We start from the raw sequence: 15,573 nt of genomic DNA, 5'->3' as shown, positions 1-15,573 counted from the left end.
TAAGCCCCGGCTTGATCAACCGGCAAAAAAGCCACCGAACGCGCCCGCCCAGGCCGCAAGGGCAACCAGGAACAATCCCGGTATCACGCGAACAGCAAACGCCAACGTGCCACTTGTCGCGGCCAGCACGACTTTGGTGATCGTATTGGTCGAAAAGGCGGCAAGGATCGGCAGCAGCGCGTCCGATGCCGCAAGCTTGCCCGAGGCGACCAGCGCGGCGACCGAGATCGCCGCCGAATGCGTATCGGCAAATCCTGCCATGGCCGCCGCGAAGATGATGCCGTTTTCGCCGAACCGGTCCTGCAACGCGGCGGAAGCGAGCAGAATGACCGACAGCGTGATCGCAAAAATGAGCGCCGTCCGGAGACTGAAGGCGCGGCCTGTCTGCGGATCGGCTTCGGTGTTGCCGCGCAGCGCCAGCACGGTGAATATCGCGCCATAAACGCCCGCCGCTACCCCCGCGCAGCCCAGCGGGACGGACAGCGCTGCGAGGGTTGCCATGCTGGTGCTGGCGAGAACGAGTGCCATCTGAACGACCGTGGCCACCGTGGACAAGACAGCGCCGGCCACCGCCGCGGCGACGATGTTCTCCGCCTTGGCAGCGCGTGTGCCCATCGCCCCAATCGTTGCGGCGCTGGAAATAAACCCCGAAGCGAGGCCGGCCGCGGGAAGTCCAAAACGGCTGCCGAGAACGCGCACCGCGACATAGCCCGCGGCGCCGATCGCCATGATGAGAATCACGATCAGCCAGATCGCATGCGGATTCAACGCCCCATAGGGCCCCATCGGACGGTTCGGTACGAGCGGCAGGACGATCAGCGTCGCCGCTGCGAGGATCAGCGCGTCGCGCATCTCCGCCTCGGTGAGGACACGGCTGACAAATCGATGAAGATGGGATTTGATCGCCAGCAAAATCGCCAGGGCGACGGCAACGCCGCCCGCCAGCACCGGATTCTGAATCGAAAGTCCGCCCAGCATGACCGTGACCGCGAGCGCGAGTTCGGTCGTCAGTCCGGGGTCTTTGGTATTGCCACGCCAATAGGCGATGGCCACGAGCGCCAACACGCCGGCCGTCGTGACAGCCAGCATCATCACGCCGCCGACGACGACGCTGACCGCGCCGGCCAGCGAACCGACGGCAAAGGTTCTGATACCGGCCGGCGAGCGGGACGCCCCGGATCCCTTGCGACGTTCCCGCTCGACGCCAATCAGCAGGCCGATTCCGAGTGCTGCGCCCAGCTTTAAAACAAGGGGATCGATAGCCATGCTCCTGCGAGGACGAACGCCGCGTGCCAGACGTCAGGGTGCGTGGCTATCACAGCCCCGTCAACTCAAGAATGGGCTGTCGCCGCTGGAGGGGATGGCCGACGTCGATCATGGCCAGCATGACGGCTTTCGACAGGCCGCTCATCGATGCGGTTGGCATGCCTATCCGCATTGGCAGCTCGTACGGTGAGGAGCCATGCTATGCATGTGCTGGCGAAGCCTCAATCCGGAACGCACTGGTGGTCATGACAGACGTCTCCCGCGATCATCGCATCGAACTGCGGTTCGACAAGATCGCACAGATATTTCATACGCTCGATCCGTTTCCGTTTCGGGAGCGTGACCTCGATCGCGAGGCGGAAGACTACATCGTCGGCTGGGCCGGTGAATTGTCGACCGATCGTGCGCTGCGAATCGTCATTCACCTTCCCGAGATCGAGGCGAAGACCCGCGCGGCTCAGGAACTGGGGGCCGCCTTCGATCGCTACTTTGCCGACCGTGGCCATTCCGTGCAGCGCGAGATCAAGGAGCTGTTCCGGGTCGGTCGTCGCTCGCTCGGCATCGGAATTACTGTGCTGGTGACATGTCTGGCGCTGGCGCATGTCGTCGGGGGCTACCTGACCAGTAGCCCGTTCGGTCGCCTGGTCGAGGAGAGCTTCCTCCTTCTGGGCTGGGTCGCCAATTGGCGGCCCCTCGAAATATTTCTCTACGATTGGGTACCTCTGGCGCGACGGCGCGATTTGTATCGCAGGCTTTCGGCAGCCATGGTGGACCTTCAACCCTATGCCGATGCGGAAACCGCACGGCAGCACTAAGCCGCCGAACCGCGTCGCACCCGCCCGTCGCGGAAACTCCCGCGCACTTGTTTGACCCACGTCAATGGCAGCGGCGAGACGCAGAATAGAATGTTTGCAGAGGTGCATCATGCGTTTTCGAAACACCAACGCGGATTACGGCGCGGTGTCGCAAACACTGCATTGGCTGACGGTCGTTTTCGTCGCGCTCGCATGGCTGTCGGGAATTGCAGGTGACGAGCTCCCCGCGGGCGCGCAGAAGTCCGGCCTTTTCATACATATTTCTACCGGACTGGCCATTCTGGCGTTGATGGCCGCGCGGCTGGCCTGGCGGGGGATCGATCAAATGCCCTCGGCAGAAGCCGCCGACCATGCTTCCGCGATGTCGCGGTGGCTGGAGCTGGCCGCGCGTCTGGCGCATGTCGGACTTTATGTCCTGCTGATCGCGGTGCCGGTGATCGGCATTGTCCTGCAGTTTGCGCGCGGCGAGCCCCTGCCCCTGTTCGGGCTGACGGAAATTACGTCGCCATGGCTGAAGGACCGGGCGTTCGCGCACAACGTCAAAGAGCTGCACGAAATCGCCGCGCATGGGCTCGTCCTTCTGGCCGCACTCCACGGCAGCGCGGCGATCGCGCACCACTGGATTTTCCGGGACCGTACCCTCGCTCGAATGCTCCCGCATCTCACCAAGTAAGCGTGCGGCCCTCGCCGGGCAGTGGCGGACGCCGCAGCAGCGATGCCGATGGCGGTCGTCGAGAGGTCGTTTGAAATGCCTGCCCGCTTCATGATGCGTTCGTTGCTGGTTCTGCTGCCGGCGTTCGGCTTGGCGCTCGGCTTCGCGCTGCCGCTGCTCGGACCGGGGCCGTGGCAGGACCGCGCCTTCGCTGCCTTCACAATTCCGGTGCTGGTCGTCCTGTCCTACGACATCGTCGCAAGCCTGCGGCGCGGCGAAGTCGGGCTCGATATCGTCGCCCTGCTTTCGATGGTCGCAGCCCTCTTTGTCGGAGAGGAACTCGCCGCGGTGGTGGTGGCGTTGATGTATGCCGGCGGGCAGTTTCTCGAAGCCTACGCCGAACGCCACGCCCGGCGCGAGATGACCGCGCTGCTGGCACGGGTCCCTCGAACCGCCGTCCGCCACCGCAACGGCGGCCTGGAAGAAGTCGCGCTGGAGCTGATCATCCCCGGCGACCGGCTGTTGATCCGGCAGGGCGACGTCGTCCCGGTCGATGGCGTGGTGACGAGCGGACTGGCGGTGCTGGATCAATCCGCGCTGACCGGGGAGCCGATCCCGGTCCAGCAGAACGCCGGCGAGGCGGTGATGAGCGGGTCCACCAACGCCGGCGAGGCGTTCGATCTCGATGTGTCGCGCCGTGCGGCCGAAAGCACCTATGCCAGCATCGTGCGCCTGGTTGAAGGAGCGCAGCGCTCCAAGGCGCCGATGTCGCGGCTCGCCGATCGCTTTGCGCTGGTCTTCCTGGCGGTCACCCTGCTGATCGCCGGGCTGGCGTGGTTCTTCACCGGCGATCCGGTGCGAGGGGTCGCCGTGCTGGTGATCGCGACGCCCTGCCCCCTGATTCTCGCCGTGCCGGTCGCCATCGTGTCCGGCCTGTCCCGGGCGGCCCGACACGGCATTTTGATCAAGGGCGGCAAGGTGATCGAGGCGCTGGCGCGCATTCATTCCCTGGTGCTCGACAAGACCGGCACGCTGACCGACGGCCGCGCCAAGGTCGTGGCGGTGGACGTGGTTGCGGACATCGATGCCGACGAGATATTGCGGCTCGCGGCCTCGCTCGATCAGGCGTCGAAGCACATCATCGCCCAGACCATCGTCGCCGAGGCCCGGAACCGGCAGCTCAGGCTGGCGATCCCGTCCGACGTCGTCGAGACGCCGGGCGAAGGCGTCCACGGTGGGGTGAACGGACGATCGGTCGTGGTCGGCGGCATCGCCTTCGTGATGTCGAGATTGCCACCCGGCACGCCAAGCCCGCACCGTTCCGACGCCGTTGCCGGCGGCGTCATCGTCGCCGTCGCCGTCGATGGTCGCCTGGTCGGCGAGATCAGGCTGGCGGATCAACTGAGGTCGGGCACGCAGGACTTGCTGCAGCAATTGAGAACGCTGGGCGTGCAGCGGATCGTCCTGGCCACCGGCGATCGGCCCGAGGTCGCCAACGCCATTGTCGCAGGTCTTGGATTCGACGCCGTGCGCGCAGGGTTGACGCCCGACCAGAAAGTCCTGGTCGTGCTGTCCGAGCGAAAGAACGGTCCGGTCATGATGGTCGGCGACGGCGTCAACGATGCCCCGGCGCTGGCTGCGGCCGATGTCGGCGTCTCGATGGGCGCAAGAGGCGCGGCCGCCTCCGCCGAGGCGGCCGACGTCGTCATCCTGGTCGATCACCTCGACCGTATCGTGCCGGCGATGGAGATCGCCCGCCGCTCCCGCGCCATCGCATTGCAAGGCGTGTTCGCCGGCATGGGGCTGTCGATGATCGGCATGGTGGTCGCGGCGTTCGGCTTCCTCACCCCGGTGGAGGGGGCGCTGATCCAGGAAGCCATCGACATCGCCGTCATCCTGAACGCGCTGCGCGCCCTGGGCGACGGGCAGGCCGCCGGAAATCAGAACCAGTAGCGCGCGTGCCGAGGCGGCGGCGGTGACCTACTCCGCCGCCTCGCGCACATAACGCGCGGTCGGCGTCCGCATCGTCACCAGTTCTTCGGCGGCGCTGGGGTGCACGGCGACGGTGGCGTCGAAATCGGCCTTGGTGGCTTTCATCTTGATGCAGATGCCGAGCACCTGGATCAGTTCGGCAGCCTCGTGGCCGACGAGATGGCAGCCGACCACGATATCGGTAGTGGCATCGACGATCAGCTTCATCAGCACGCGGCTTTCGCTGCCCGACAGCGTCGCCTTGATCGGCTTGAAATTGGTCATGTAGACGTCGACATGGCTGAACTGCGCGCGGGCCTCGGCTTCCGTAAGGCCCACGGTGCCGACTTCCGGCTGCGAGAATACTGCGGTGGGGATGTTGCTGTAGTCGACCTTGACCGAACGCTTGCCGAACACCGTATCGGCAAAGGCATGGCCCTCGCGGATCGCCACCGGCGTCAGATTGATGCGGTGGGTTACGTCGCCGATGGCGTAGATGTGCGGCACGTTGGTCTGGCAGAATTCGTTGACTGCGATGCCGCCATTGGCCGGGTTGATGGCCACGCCGGCCTTCTCCAGCCCCATATTGGCAACGGCCGGATGGCGTCCGATCGCGAACAGCACCTGGTCGGACGCAATGCTCGCGCCGTCCGACAGATGCGAGGTGAATTCGTCGCCGTGCTTGTCGATCTTGGTGACGGTGCAGCCGGTGAGAATCGTGATGCCCTGCTTCTCCATCTCGGCCCGCAAATGCTTGCGGACGTCCTCGTCGAAGCCGCGCAGGATGTTGTCGCCGCGATAGACCAGCGTGACGTCGGAGCCGAAGCCGGCAAAGATGCAGGCGAATTCGAGCGCGATGTAGCCGCCGCCCTGGATCACCATGCGCTTCGGCAGCTGCGGCAGGTCGAACACCTCGTTCGACGAGATGACATGCTCGATTCCCGGAAAGATCGGGCCGTGATTCGGCGCGCCGCCGGTGGCGATCAGGATATGGGCCGCGCGCACGAGGTCGCCATTGGTCAGGCGCAGCGTATGCGGATCCTCGAACACCGCGCGGGTCTTCAGCGTGGTGGCGCCCGATCTGTCGACATTGGCGGTGTAGATGCCCTCCAGCCGCGCGATTTCCTTGTCCTTGTTGGCGCGAAACGTCGGCCAGTCGAAGCTTGCCGCAGGAATCGTCCAGCCGAAGCCGGCGGCGTCGGCGATGTCCTTGTGGATATGCGAGGCATAGACCATCAGCTTCTTCGGAACGCAGCCGCGGATCACGCAGGTGCCGCCGAACCGGTACTCCTCCGCCACCGTGACCCGTGCGCCATAGCCGGCGGCGATTCGCGCGGCGCGCACGCCGCCCGAACCGCCACCAATGACAAACAGATCGACGTCGAAGTCAGACATGAGCCGCCCCAAAGTTTCGGGCGAGCGCCCCAAGCGCTCGCCCTGTTTCCTGCCTTAGATTTCCTTGCCGCGCTTGCGCATCTCGGCGCGGAACTGGCCGTTGATCTCTTCAGAAAAATTCTTCGCCCAGTTCTGCATATAGGCCATGCTGGACTGGATCGACTTCGGCTCCTGCACCAGGAGCTTCTGGCCGAGCGCCGACTTGTAGAACACAACGAGGTCTTTCAATTCGGCTTCGGTGAAGTCGCTGGCATAGATCTTCGCCATCTGCTCGCTGATCTCGTTTTCGCGACCGGCCAGCTTCTGCGCCACCACGACGGCGACCTCGTTGAGGTCCTTCTGGTAGTTGAGATTGTTCTGCAGCACCGAATCCTTGACCCGCTGCACCATGTTCGACACGGCGCCGGCATACATCGCGCTGGCGTTCTTCATCACCAGGATTTCCTTGGCGTAGCCGATCGCCGCCGGGGTTGCCGGCTTCAGCGGGGCCGGCGTCGCCGCGGGCGCCTGCGCATAGGCCGGCATCGCGGGGCCGGCGAGGCCGAGCGCGAGGCCGAGCGCCAGCAGCATGTTGGAACGGTTGGTCATGGTCGATTCTCCGTGGGTTGCGGCGTCAGGGCCGCTTAAATGTGCGAATGCCGTTTGATCCTGCCAGCATGGCGATACTGGCGAGGCCAATAAAAAGCCCGTGCTCGACGACGCCCGGGATCGCGCCGAGCAGCCCTGCGAGGCGCGGCGCGTCGGAAATCTGCCCGAGCCGGGCATCGATGATCCAGTGGCCCCCATCGGTGACAAAAGCATGGCCGGAGCCGTCCTGGCGGACCGCCATCTCGCCGGACAGGCCGCAGGCGCCGAACACGCCTGCGATGGCGCGCCTGGTCGCCGCTAGTCCGAACGGGATCACCTCGATCGGCAGCGGGAAGCGGCCGAGCACCTCGACCCATTTGGAATCGTCGGCAATGACGATCATGCGGTCGGAGGCAGCCGCCACGATCTTCTCGCGCAGCAGGGCGCCGCCGCCGCCTTTGATCAAATTGAGGTTGGCGTCGATCTCGTCGGCGCCGTCGACGGTCAGGTCGAGCCGGTCGATAGCGTCCAGCGTGGTCAGCGGCACGCCGCAGCTTTCCGCCTGCGCGCGGGTGGCCTCCGAGGTCGGCACACCGATCACCTTCAGTCCGGTCTGCGCGATTCGCGCGCCGAGCAGGTCGACGAAGTGCTTGGCGGTCGAGCCGGTGCCCAGCCCAAGCTTCATGCCGTCCTGGACGTGCTCCAGCGCCTGCGCCGCCGCCTGCCGCTTCAATTCATCCATGGTCATGCTGGGCCGGGTCCTGCGCTTCATTCGGTGCCGTACGGCGATCCGCCTATCTAGCGACGTTTGGCGGCGAGGAACAGGGCGGCTGGTGGGCTTTCCCACCTGTTGGCCTGTGGCGTCCTGAACCTCACCCGCCGATTCAGGACTTGCGCCGCAGCGGCGCCGCCGCTAGCGATCCCCGCATGAGTGATTTCTCCCTGGTCATCTTCGATCTCGACGGCACGCTGGTGGACACCGCGCCCGATCTGATCAGCGCATTGAACTGGGTGCTGGCCCGCGAGGGCCTGGCGCCGGTGCCGCTGGAATCCGCCCGCAAGATGATCGGCCAGGGCGCGCGCCGGCTGATCGAGCGCGGGCTGGAGGCCGAAGGCCGCGAGATGGGCGTGGCCGACGTGACCCGCCTGACCTCCGACTTCATCGATTATTACGCCGAACACATCGCCGACGATTCGCGGCCGTTCGACGGGCTGATCGCCGCCCTCGACGAAATGGAGGCTTCGGGCCACCGCTTCGCGGTCTGCACCAACAAGCTGGAATGGCTGTCCCGACGGCTGCTCGAGCAGCTCGAACTGACGTCACGCTTTGCGGCGATCTGCGGCGCCGACACGTTCGGCGTCTCCAAACCCGATCCGGTGATCCTGCAGCAGACGGTGGCGAAAGCCGGCGGCCGGATGTCGTCGGTGGTCATGGTCGGCGATGCCGGCCCGGACATCGGCGTGGCGCGCCGTGCCGGGGTACCGGTCATCGGCGTCGAATTCGGCTATACCGACGTGCCGATCGCCGATCTGAAGCCGGATCTGCTGATCGGCCATTTCCGCGACCTGCCGGCCGCGGTCAGCCGGCTGCTGCCCGGAAAGAGTTTTTAACCGGTTGATGTTGCTGAATGTTTCAAAACCGTTCGGCCGCACATTAACCATTGCTTAACTATCCCCGCCCGGGCGGTTGCACGGCAAAGCCCGGACTTCTATTGTCGGGCATGGGGACTGCGGCCAGCCGCGAAAGAAACGGACAGACCATGCGTCGAGTTATTGTATTAGCGGCAGCAAGCCTCAGCCTCGCTGGCTGCGCCTCGTTTTCCATGGATGGCTTCAAATCGTCGCCGGTGCCGGTCACCGTGCAATTCGATTCGGTGCCGCCCGGCGCCGACGTCGTGACCTCGGTCGGCCCGGGCTGCAAGACGCCCTGCTCGCTCCCGATCGCCACCGAAACCGGTTTCACCGCGACCTTCAATCTGGCGAAGTACCAGCCAGTCACCGTGCCAGTCACCGTGACCAAGGTCCCCGGCGACTTCACCACGGCCGCCACCACCGTCGTCGATCCGAGCCCGGTGGTCGCCGAATTGCAGCCGATGACGCCGCCGCGCCGCGCCGCCCGCAAGGCCGCCAAGAAGCGCGCCGCGCCCGCGCCGGCCGCTGCCGCGCCCGCCGAGGGTTCGCCGTTCCCGGCGCCGGCCCGTTAAGTTCCAGTATCCAGTTCGATTTCTGTAACGCCCCGGCACGATTGTGCCGGGGCGTTTGCGTGACTACATTGAGCCACCGGCAGGCGTGCCGGACTTCTTCAAGATGCTGGTTTAAAAGCAGCGACAGGACTCGATGGCATGGCTGTATCCGCACTGACACCGTCCAAGGCGGGTTCCGCGATGATCGATCCGTTCGGCCGGACCATCGACTATCTGCGCGTCTCCGTCACCGACCGCTGCGACCTGCGTTGTTTCTACTGCATGTCGGAAGACATGACCTTCCTGCCCAAGGCCGACCTGCTGACGCTGGAAGAGCTCGACCGTCTGTGCTCGGCCTTCATCGACAAGGGTGTCACCAAGCTGCGCCTCACCGGCGGCGAGCCGCTGGTCCGCCGCAACCTGATGTCGCTGGTGCGTTCGCTGTCGCGGCACCTCAGGACGGGCGCGCTGCGCGAGCTGACCCTGACCACCAACGGTTCGCTGCTTTCGAAATATGCCCAGGAACTGGCCGATTGCGGCGTCAAGCGCATCAACGTTTCGATGGACACGCTCGACCCCGACAAATTCCGCGCCATCACCCGCTGGGGCGACCTTTCCAAGGTTCTGGCCGGCATCGACGCGGCGCAGGCGGCGGGCCTGGCCGTGAAGATCAACGCAGTGGCGCTGAAGGGCCTCAATGAGGAAGAAATCCCCTCGCTGATGCAGTGGTGCCACGGCCGCGACATGGCGCTGACCCTGATCGAGGTGATGCCGATGGGCGAGATCGGCGAAGGCCGCATCGACCAGTACGTGCCGCTGTCGCTGCTGCGCGGCAGGCTCGCCACCAACTTCACGCTGACCGACCTTCCCGACGACACCGGCGGCCCTGCCCGTTACGTCCGCGTCAGTGAGACCGGCGGCAAGCTCGGCTTCATTACGCCGATGACCCATAATTTCTGCGAATCCTGCAACCGCGTCCGCATCACCTGCACCGGCACGATCCACACCTGCCTCGGCCACGAGGATGCCTCCGATCTGCGCAAGCCGCTGCGCGCCTCGCCGGACGATGCGCTGCTCAGCGCAACCATCGACCGCGCCATCGGCACCAAGCCGAAGGGCCACGACTTCATCATCGACCGCCGCCACAACCGGCCCAGCGTGAGCCGGCACATGAGCGTCACCGGGGGATAGTCCTCCCGGCTCCCCCTCCCCCGCTACCAGACCCCCGCCGTCAATCTGCCGAATTACCAATTGACGGACGACCGAGGCGCTGAAATGGTGCCGCCGCATCACGTGGACGCAGCGCAAAAGGCTGCCCTTTCTCGATGAGAAAGCCGAAATCCACGGGTGCGGGACGGGTTCAAGGGGAAGAGTAGTGGACGTACTCAAAATCACGCGCGTGATCGACCAGCTCAGCGATGCCTTCGGGTTCATCGCCAAATGGCTGGTACTGCTTGCCTGCCTGGTCAGCGCCGGCAACGCCACGATCCGCTATCTGTTCAACTACTCGTCGAACGGCTGGCTCGAGATCCAGTGGTACATGTTTGCCGGGATCGTGTTTCTCGGCGCGTCGCAAACCTTGCGGCTCAACGAACATGTCCGCGTCGATCTGGTGTACTCCGCAGTCTCCGACCGCGCCCGGCTGTGGATCGATATCATCGGCATCATCTGCTTCCTGCTGCCGGCGATGATCTATCTGTTGTATTTGACCACACCGTTCTTCCTCAATTCATGGCGCCTGCAGGAGACCTCCAGCAATGCCGGCGGCCTGATCCTGTGGCCGGTCAAGATGATCCTGCCGCTCGGCTTCCTGCTGCTGCTGCTGCAGGGCCTGGCCGAACTCGCCAAGCGGATCGCGGGGCTCGCCGGCATCGTCAAGATCGACACCCATTACGAAGCGCCGCTGCAATAAAGCGGCCGTTTCTCCGACCTTTTGACCACGACACTTTTTAGCAGTCAGGACCATCCGATGTTTTCCTACGGCGTGATGCCCCCGCTGATGTTCGGCACCATGATCACGTTCATGCTGATCGGATTCCCGGTGGCGTTTTCGCTGGCCGCCGTCGGCCTGTTCTTCGGCATCGTCGGCATCGCGACCAGCCATTTCGATCCGTCGTTCCTGCAAGCGTTGCCGTTCCGCTTCTACGGCACCATCTCCAACGACCTCTTGCTATCGATCCCGTTCTTCACCTTCATGGGTGCGATCCTCGAGCGCTGCGGCCTCGCCGAGGACCTGCTGGAAGGCACCGGGCAATTGTTCGGCAAGATCCCCGGCGGCCTTGCCTATGCCGTCATCATCGTCGGCGCCATTCTCGGCGCCATCACCGGCACGGTCGCAGCCTCGGTGATCGCGATGGGCATGATCTCGCTCCCGATCATGATCCGCTACGGCTACGACATGAAGGTCGCCACCGGTGTGATCGCGGCGTCCGGCACCATCACGCAGCTGATCCCGCCCTCGCTGGTGCTGATCGTGCTGGCCGACCAGCTCGGCCGCTCGGTCGGCGACATGTATCTAGGCGCCATCGGCCCCTCGATCCTGCAGGTCGTGATCTTCATCCTCTACATCATGGTGCTGTCGTTCCTGCGGCCGAACTCGATGCCGCCGCTGCCGGCCGATGTGCGCGAGCCCTTGAACTGGAAGCTGGTCAGCCGCGTGCTGTGGGGCATGATCCCCTCGATCGTGCTGATCTTCCTGGTGCTTGGCACCATCGGCATGGGCTTGGCCACGCCGACCGAAGCCGGCGCGATGGGCGCGGTCGGCGCCATGGTGCTGGCCGCTTTGCACCGCCGCCTGACCTGGCCGCTGGTCGAGCAGGCGATGACCTCGACGATGCGGCTGACCTCGATGGTGGTGTTCATCCTGATCGGCTCGACCTGCTTCAGCCTCGTCTTCCAGGGCATGGACGGCGCGCGCTGGATCGAGCACCTGCTCACGGGTCTTCCCGGCGGCGCGCTCGGCTTCCTGATATTCGTCAACATCTTCGTGTTCTTCCTGGCGTTCTTCCTCGACTTCTTCGAGATCGCTTTCATCATCATCCCGCTGCTCGCCCCCGTCGCCAGCAAGCTCGGCATCGACCTCGTCTGGTTCGGCGTGCTGCTCTGCGTCAACATGCAGACCTCGTTCATGCATCCGCCGTTCGGCTTCGCGCTGTTTTATCTCCGCGGCATCGCACCGCCGGTGGTGAAGAGCCGCGACATCTATTGGGGCGCGATGCCGTGGGTCGCGATGCAGATCATCCTGGTGATCATCGTGATCTGGTGGCCCGGGCTCGTCACCTACTGGATCGACACGTCGGTGGTCGACACCACCAACGTCAAGATCGAAATCCCGCAGATCGAGATGCCGGCGCTGGACTTCGGGCCGAGTAAGTAGCTGGCTACGTGTCGGATCCGACACGTATTCACAACACTGTTATTACGCCTGTCGCTCTCCTTGCCTCCGTCATCTGGGCGTTTCGCGCTCATTGCTGTAAGCTCCGTAGCGCGACTGCACCGCTGCGAGGAGCCGTTTCCATGACCACCGCCGTCCTGAACCGCCGCGCCCTGCTTGCCGCCGGCGGGGCGGCATTGGCAACCGGAGTTTCCGGCCTGCTGCTGCCCGCTCGGGCCGAAGGCGTCGCACCGACGCCGTCGATGTCGGGCGGGGCCAACAATTACGTCAAGGGCGCGCCGACCGTGGAGCGGATCGGCAAGGGCGGCTTCTGGATGAGCGGCACCGTCCGCCGCGCCGGCGACGGCGCTCCGCTCGCCGGGCAGCGCATCCAGATCTGGGCGCACACCACCGAAGGTCAGGAGCAGGAGCCGCAAAGCCGCGGAGCCACGCTCACCGACAAGAACGGCGTGTTCCGTCTCGAAATGCCGCAGATCATTCCCATCTTCGGCCAGCCGCACGGTCATCTGGCGTATGACAGCGGCGAATTCAAAACCGTGTTCCTGCGTCCCGTGATGCGCAGCGCGAAAGAAACCAGCCTGGAGGCGCACTTCGTGCTGCAGCCGGCCTGACCGAATTGCAGGCGAAGCGACGGAACGTGGCCCGCGCGGCCCTGATCTGGGCTGGCGTGGCGGCCGCCATCTGCATTCCGATCGCCGCGGCCATGGCGAGCCCCCTGCTCGCCTGGCGTGGTCCGGTCTACATCCTGGCCGGACTGGCAGGAATTGTCGCACTGGGTGCCCTGCTGTTTCAGCCTTTGCTCATTCGCGGTGATCTGCCGGGACTACCGGCCAGCTCGGCGCGGCGTGTACATCGCTGGGTCGGAGGCACGCTGGTGGTCGCGGTGATGATCCACGTCGCCGGCCTCTGGATCACCAGCCCCCCAGACATGATCGACGCCCTGCTGTTCGCATCGCCGACCCCGTTCTCGCTTTGGGGCGTGATCGCGATGTGGGCGATCTTTGCCGTGGCACTTCTGGCGGCATTGCGGCGGCGATTGGGGCTGCGGCTGCGAAATTGGCGCATCAGCCATATGCTGCTCGCGATGGTCATTGTCGTGGGAAGTGTCGTCCATAGCATGCTGATCGAGGGGACGATGGAGACGATGTCGAAAGCGGCGCTCTGCGCGCTCGTCATCGCAGCTACCATAGGGGTCACGGCGGACCTGCGAAGGTGGAGAAAGCGCGGGCCTCTCTCCCCCGCAGCCGAGCTGCGCCCGGCTCCGACCTCTGCCGCGAGCAGTGAAAGATGACGCTGCGGGCGCGCTTTACGTCCTGATGCCGATGCGGGTGTGATCTTCCTTCCCTCTCCCCTTGTGAGAGAGGGTGGATCGACCGCGAAGCGGTCGAGACGGGTGAGGGGGCGGCGACGAGCACCGAGCCAAACAATACCCCTCATCCGACGCGGACTTCGTCCGCGCCGCCGTCTCCCACAAGGGGAGAAGGAAGAAAGAGCGCCGTTGGTCGAACGCCGCCATGAGGTTCCAACCGTCGATCAGAGATATTTTTCCAGCATCGCCCTGATATTGACACGCGCCCGGAGCCGGCTGGCGAGCAGAAACATGCCGCCTATCTTGCGCTGCAAGTACAAAGTATCCACGGGTGGAGCGTGCCAGTTGTCGCGATTGACGGCCATTTCCATGCCGCCGTCGCGCAAGCGCGCAGCAAGATCGGTGGTGCCGAAATCGAACAGGCCATCATATCGCAACGGCTGCATCGCCATGTCGAACAGCGCCATCACGGCGTCCTGGCGGGCGCGCGGGATCGATCCGGACAATAATCCGAGCGCGAGCGCCGACCGGCTTGCCGAAGCCCGATCGCCCGCGACACCGGCACGCAGCAGGCTGCGGTAGTCTTGCACGAGCGCGGGAGAAAATTCCCGGACCGCCCCGAAGTCGAGCAGGACGAGGCGCTGCGTGGCGATGTCGTATCGGTAGTTCGCAAAGTTGGGGTCGGTCTGCATCAGCCTGAATTCGAACAGTTCGCGGAGCACCAGAGCGATCAACAGCGTGACGATGCGGTCGCGCAGCGCCTGCGGCGCGGCTTCCAGATCGTCCAGGCTCGCACCCTCGACATACGACATGACAAGCACGGTCATGCGGGTCAGGTCGGGATAGACCTCGGGCAACACGTAGTCCGGGCTGTCGGCCAGCAGAGCCGCGAACCGCGCGAGGTTTCTGCTCTCGCGCTCATAGTCGGCCTCTTCGTGCAACTGCTGCTTGGCCTGTCTGAGCAACGGAGATAGATCCAGCCCTACCGGCAGAAGGCCGGATATCCGAAGCAACGACGAAACATTGTCGACATCGCTGTCAATGCTGCCGCGGACGCCGGGATACTGGATCTTGATCGCAAGCTCGCGGCCGTCCGTGGTCCGCGCGCGGTGCACCTGGCCGATCGAGGCCGCCGCGATCGGATCGAAGGAAAACGAAGCGAAACGCCGCTCCCAATCCCGGCCCCACTGGCGCTCGAGCGTCGCGCGCAACTGGCTGCGCGGCATCGGCTGCGCTTCCGATCGCAAACGCCCGAGAATATCGGCCAGTTCGCGGGGCAAGATCTCGCCGGCGTCCATCGACAGCAGTTGCCCCACCTTCATCGCCGCGCCGCGCAGATGCGCGAGCCGGTGCATCACCTTGAAGGCATTGGCAGGTGTCAGCAGCAGGTCGCCCAGGCTGGGACGTTTGCCGGCGACGAACTGCCTGGCGCCGTCGAGCACGATTCCGCCGGCGACATCCGAGGCCAGCGTGACCAGACGCGCCAGTCTGGAGACGCGCCCCGTGGGAACCGGCAGGCCTCGCGGTGGAAACTTGTCTGGCAAACCGTGCCTACCTCTCGCATGGGCCGTCCCCGCCCCGACTATCGCACCAAATGCCGGGTGTCTTGCGAAAATCAGCAACGCACAGGCATCCGGCCCTGACCTGACACTCGAACACCACTTCAGGGCGCATCGTCGGCATGCAGCGACCACGCCGATGCTCCGTTCGTTCCGGCTTAGAGGGATTCAAGCCGCCCGGCGGTTACCCCGGCTTCGACCGGCTGTTAGACGTCGCAGCCTGTTTCGCCCACTGGAAATAAGCCGACGTGACAACAGCCGAATTTTGCCGATCCGCCACGCGCCGCGGCAGACGACCTTTTCGCGCGACCTGGATGATCGGGGCCGCGCTGTGGCTTTGTGATTTCTCGACTGCCGCTTACGCCCAGTCCGACACCGTGCTGCCCGCCGTCACGGTCGATGCCCCAGGTCAGGCGCGACGGGCCGCGCGTGTGGCGGCGACCGTGAAGTTCTAAGGCACGA

Annotated in this window: 16 protein-coding genes; 11 read left to right on the top strand and 5 right to left on the bottom strand. The window is 65.0% G+C overall.

The window, feature by feature from the left end; all coding sequences use genetic code 11:
* Positions 1-15: 15 nt before the first annotated feature.
* Positions 16-1,266 carry an MgtC/SapB family protein gene (locus FNL56_RS12810; RefSeq protein WP_143573102.1) on the bottom strand — a complete coding sequence of 417 codons (1,251 nt, stop codon included), beginning with the start codon at positions 1,264-1,266 and terminating at the stop codon, positions 16-18.
* Between the two features lie 110 nt (positions 1,267-1,376).
* On the opposite strand from FNL56_RS12810, the gene FNL56_RS12805 reads away from it, so the two are divergent.
* From FNL56_RS12805 to FNL56_RS12795, 3 genes are all read left to right on the top strand, one after another.
* The gene (locus FNL56_RS12805; protein ID WP_246660948.1) at positions 1,377-2,081 is read left to right on the top strand and encodes a hypothetical protein; all 705 of its coding nucleotides are present in this window, start codon (positions 1,377-1,379) and stop codon (positions 2,079-2,081) included.
* Between the two features lie 109 nt (positions 2,082-2,190).
* Positions 2,191-2,754 carry a cytochrome b gene (locus FNL56_RS12800; RefSeq protein WP_143573101.1) on the top strand — a complete coding sequence of 188 codons (564 nt, stop codon included), beginning with the start codon at positions 2,191-2,193 and terminating at the stop codon, positions 2,752-2,754.
* A gap of 75 nt (positions 2,755-2,829) precedes the next feature.
* A complete protein-coding gene (locus tag FNL56_RS12795; RefSeq protein WP_143573100.1) occupies positions 2,830-4,686 on the top strand; it encodes a heavy metal translocating P-type ATPase in 1,857 nt (618 codons plus the stop codon).
* Positions 4,687-4,713: 27 nt separating this feature from the next.
* On the opposite strand, the gene gor is transcribed toward FNL56_RS12795, so the two are convergent.
* The 3 genes from gor to rpiA are packed head-to-tail and all read right to left on the bottom strand — an operon-like array spanning position 4,714 to position 7,414.
* The gene (gene gor / locus FNL56_RS12790; RefSeq protein WP_143578897.1) at positions 4,714-6,099 is read right to left on the bottom strand and encodes a glutathione-disulfide reductase; all 1,386 of its coding nucleotides are present in this window, start codon (positions 6,097-6,099) and stop codon (positions 4,714-4,716) included.
* Between the two features lie 54 nt (positions 6,100-6,153).
* Positions 6,154-6,687 (bottom strand): DUF2059 domain-containing protein, encoded by a 534-nt coding sequence (locus tag FNL56_RS12785; RefSeq protein WP_143573098.1) that lies wholly within the window; start codon positions 6,685-6,687, stop codon positions 6,154-6,156.
* 25 nt (positions 6,688-6,712) lie between these two features.
* Positions 6,713-7,414, bottom strand: a complete 702-nt coding sequence (gene rpiA / locus FNL56_RS12780) for a ribose-5-phosphate isomerase RpiA (protein WP_143573097.1) — start codon at positions 7,412-7,414, stop codon at positions 6,713-6,715.
* Between the two features lie 179 nt (positions 7,415-7,593).
* Between rpiA and FNL56_RS12775 the strand changes: the two genes are divergently transcribed.
* From FNL56_RS12775 to FNL56_RS12745, 7 genes are all read left to right on the top strand, one after another.
* Complete coding sequence (locus tag FNL56_RS12775; protein WP_143573096.1) at positions 7,594-8,277, top strand: HAD family hydrolase; 684 nt, start codon at positions 7,594-7,596, stop codon at positions 8,275-8,277.
* 149 nt (positions 8,278-8,426) lie between these two features.
* Positions 8,427-8,870, top strand: coding sequence for a hypothetical protein (locus tag FNL56_RS12770; RefSeq protein WP_143573095.1), 444 nt, complete (start codon positions 8,427-8,429; stop codon positions 8,868-8,870).
* A 138-nt stretch (positions 8,871-9,008) separates the two neighbouring features.
* On the top strand, positions 9,009-10,040 hold the full coding sequence (moaA, locus tag FNL56_RS12765; protein WP_143573094.1) for a GTP 3',8-cyclase MoaA: 1,032 nt from the start codon (positions 9,009-9,011) through the stop codon (positions 10,038-10,040).
* A gap of 184 nt (positions 10,041-10,224) precedes the next feature.
* Positions 10,225-10,761, top strand: a complete 537-nt coding sequence (locus FNL56_RS12760; protein WP_143573093.1) for a TRAP transporter small permease subunit — start codon at positions 10,225-10,227, stop codon at positions 10,759-10,761.
* Between the two features lie 57 nt (positions 10,762-10,818).
* On the top strand, positions 10,819-12,225 hold the full coding sequence (locus FNL56_RS12755) for a TRAP transporter large permease (protein WP_143573092.1): 1,407 nt from the start codon (positions 10,819-10,821) through the stop codon (positions 12,223-12,225).
* A 140-nt stretch (positions 12,226-12,365) separates the two neighbouring features.
* Positions 12,366-12,854 carry a Twin-arginine translocation pathway signal gene (locus tag FNL56_RS12750; protein WP_143573091.1) on the top strand — a complete coding sequence of 163 codons (489 nt, stop codon included), beginning with the start codon at positions 12,366-12,368 and terminating at the stop codon, positions 12,852-12,854.
* A gap of 26 nt (positions 12,855-12,880) precedes the next feature.
* On the top strand, positions 12,881-13,534 hold the full coding sequence (locus FNL56_RS12745; protein WP_441351284.1) for a ferric reductase-like transmembrane domain-containing protein: 654 nt from the start codon (positions 12,881-12,883) through the stop codon (positions 13,532-13,534).
* Between the two features lie 242 nt (positions 13,535-13,776).
* On the opposite strand, the gene FNL56_RS12740 is transcribed toward FNL56_RS12745, so the two are convergent.
* Positions 13,777-14,994, bottom strand: a complete 1,218-nt coding sequence (locus FNL56_RS12740; protein WP_246660947.1) for an ABC1 kinase family protein — start codon at positions 14,992-14,994, stop codon at positions 13,777-13,779.
* Positions 14,995-15,359: 365 nt separating this feature from the next.
* Between FNL56_RS12740 and FNL56_RS28015 the strand changes: the two genes are divergently transcribed.
* On the top strand, positions 15,360-15,566 hold the full coding sequence (locus FNL56_RS28015) for a hypothetical protein (protein ID WP_143573090.1): 207 nt from the start codon (positions 15,360-15,362) through the stop codon (positions 15,564-15,566).
* Positions 15,567-15,573: the final 7 nt, after the last annotated feature.

The organism is Tardiphaga sp. vice304, from assembly GCF_007018905.1.
Taxonomy (GTDB): domain Bacteria; phylum Pseudomonadota; class Alphaproteobacteria; order Rhizobiales; family Xanthobacteraceae; genus Tardiphaga.
Note: the sequence above shows the minus strand (reverse complement) of the source record. Positions and strands in the feature narration are given on the sequence as shown.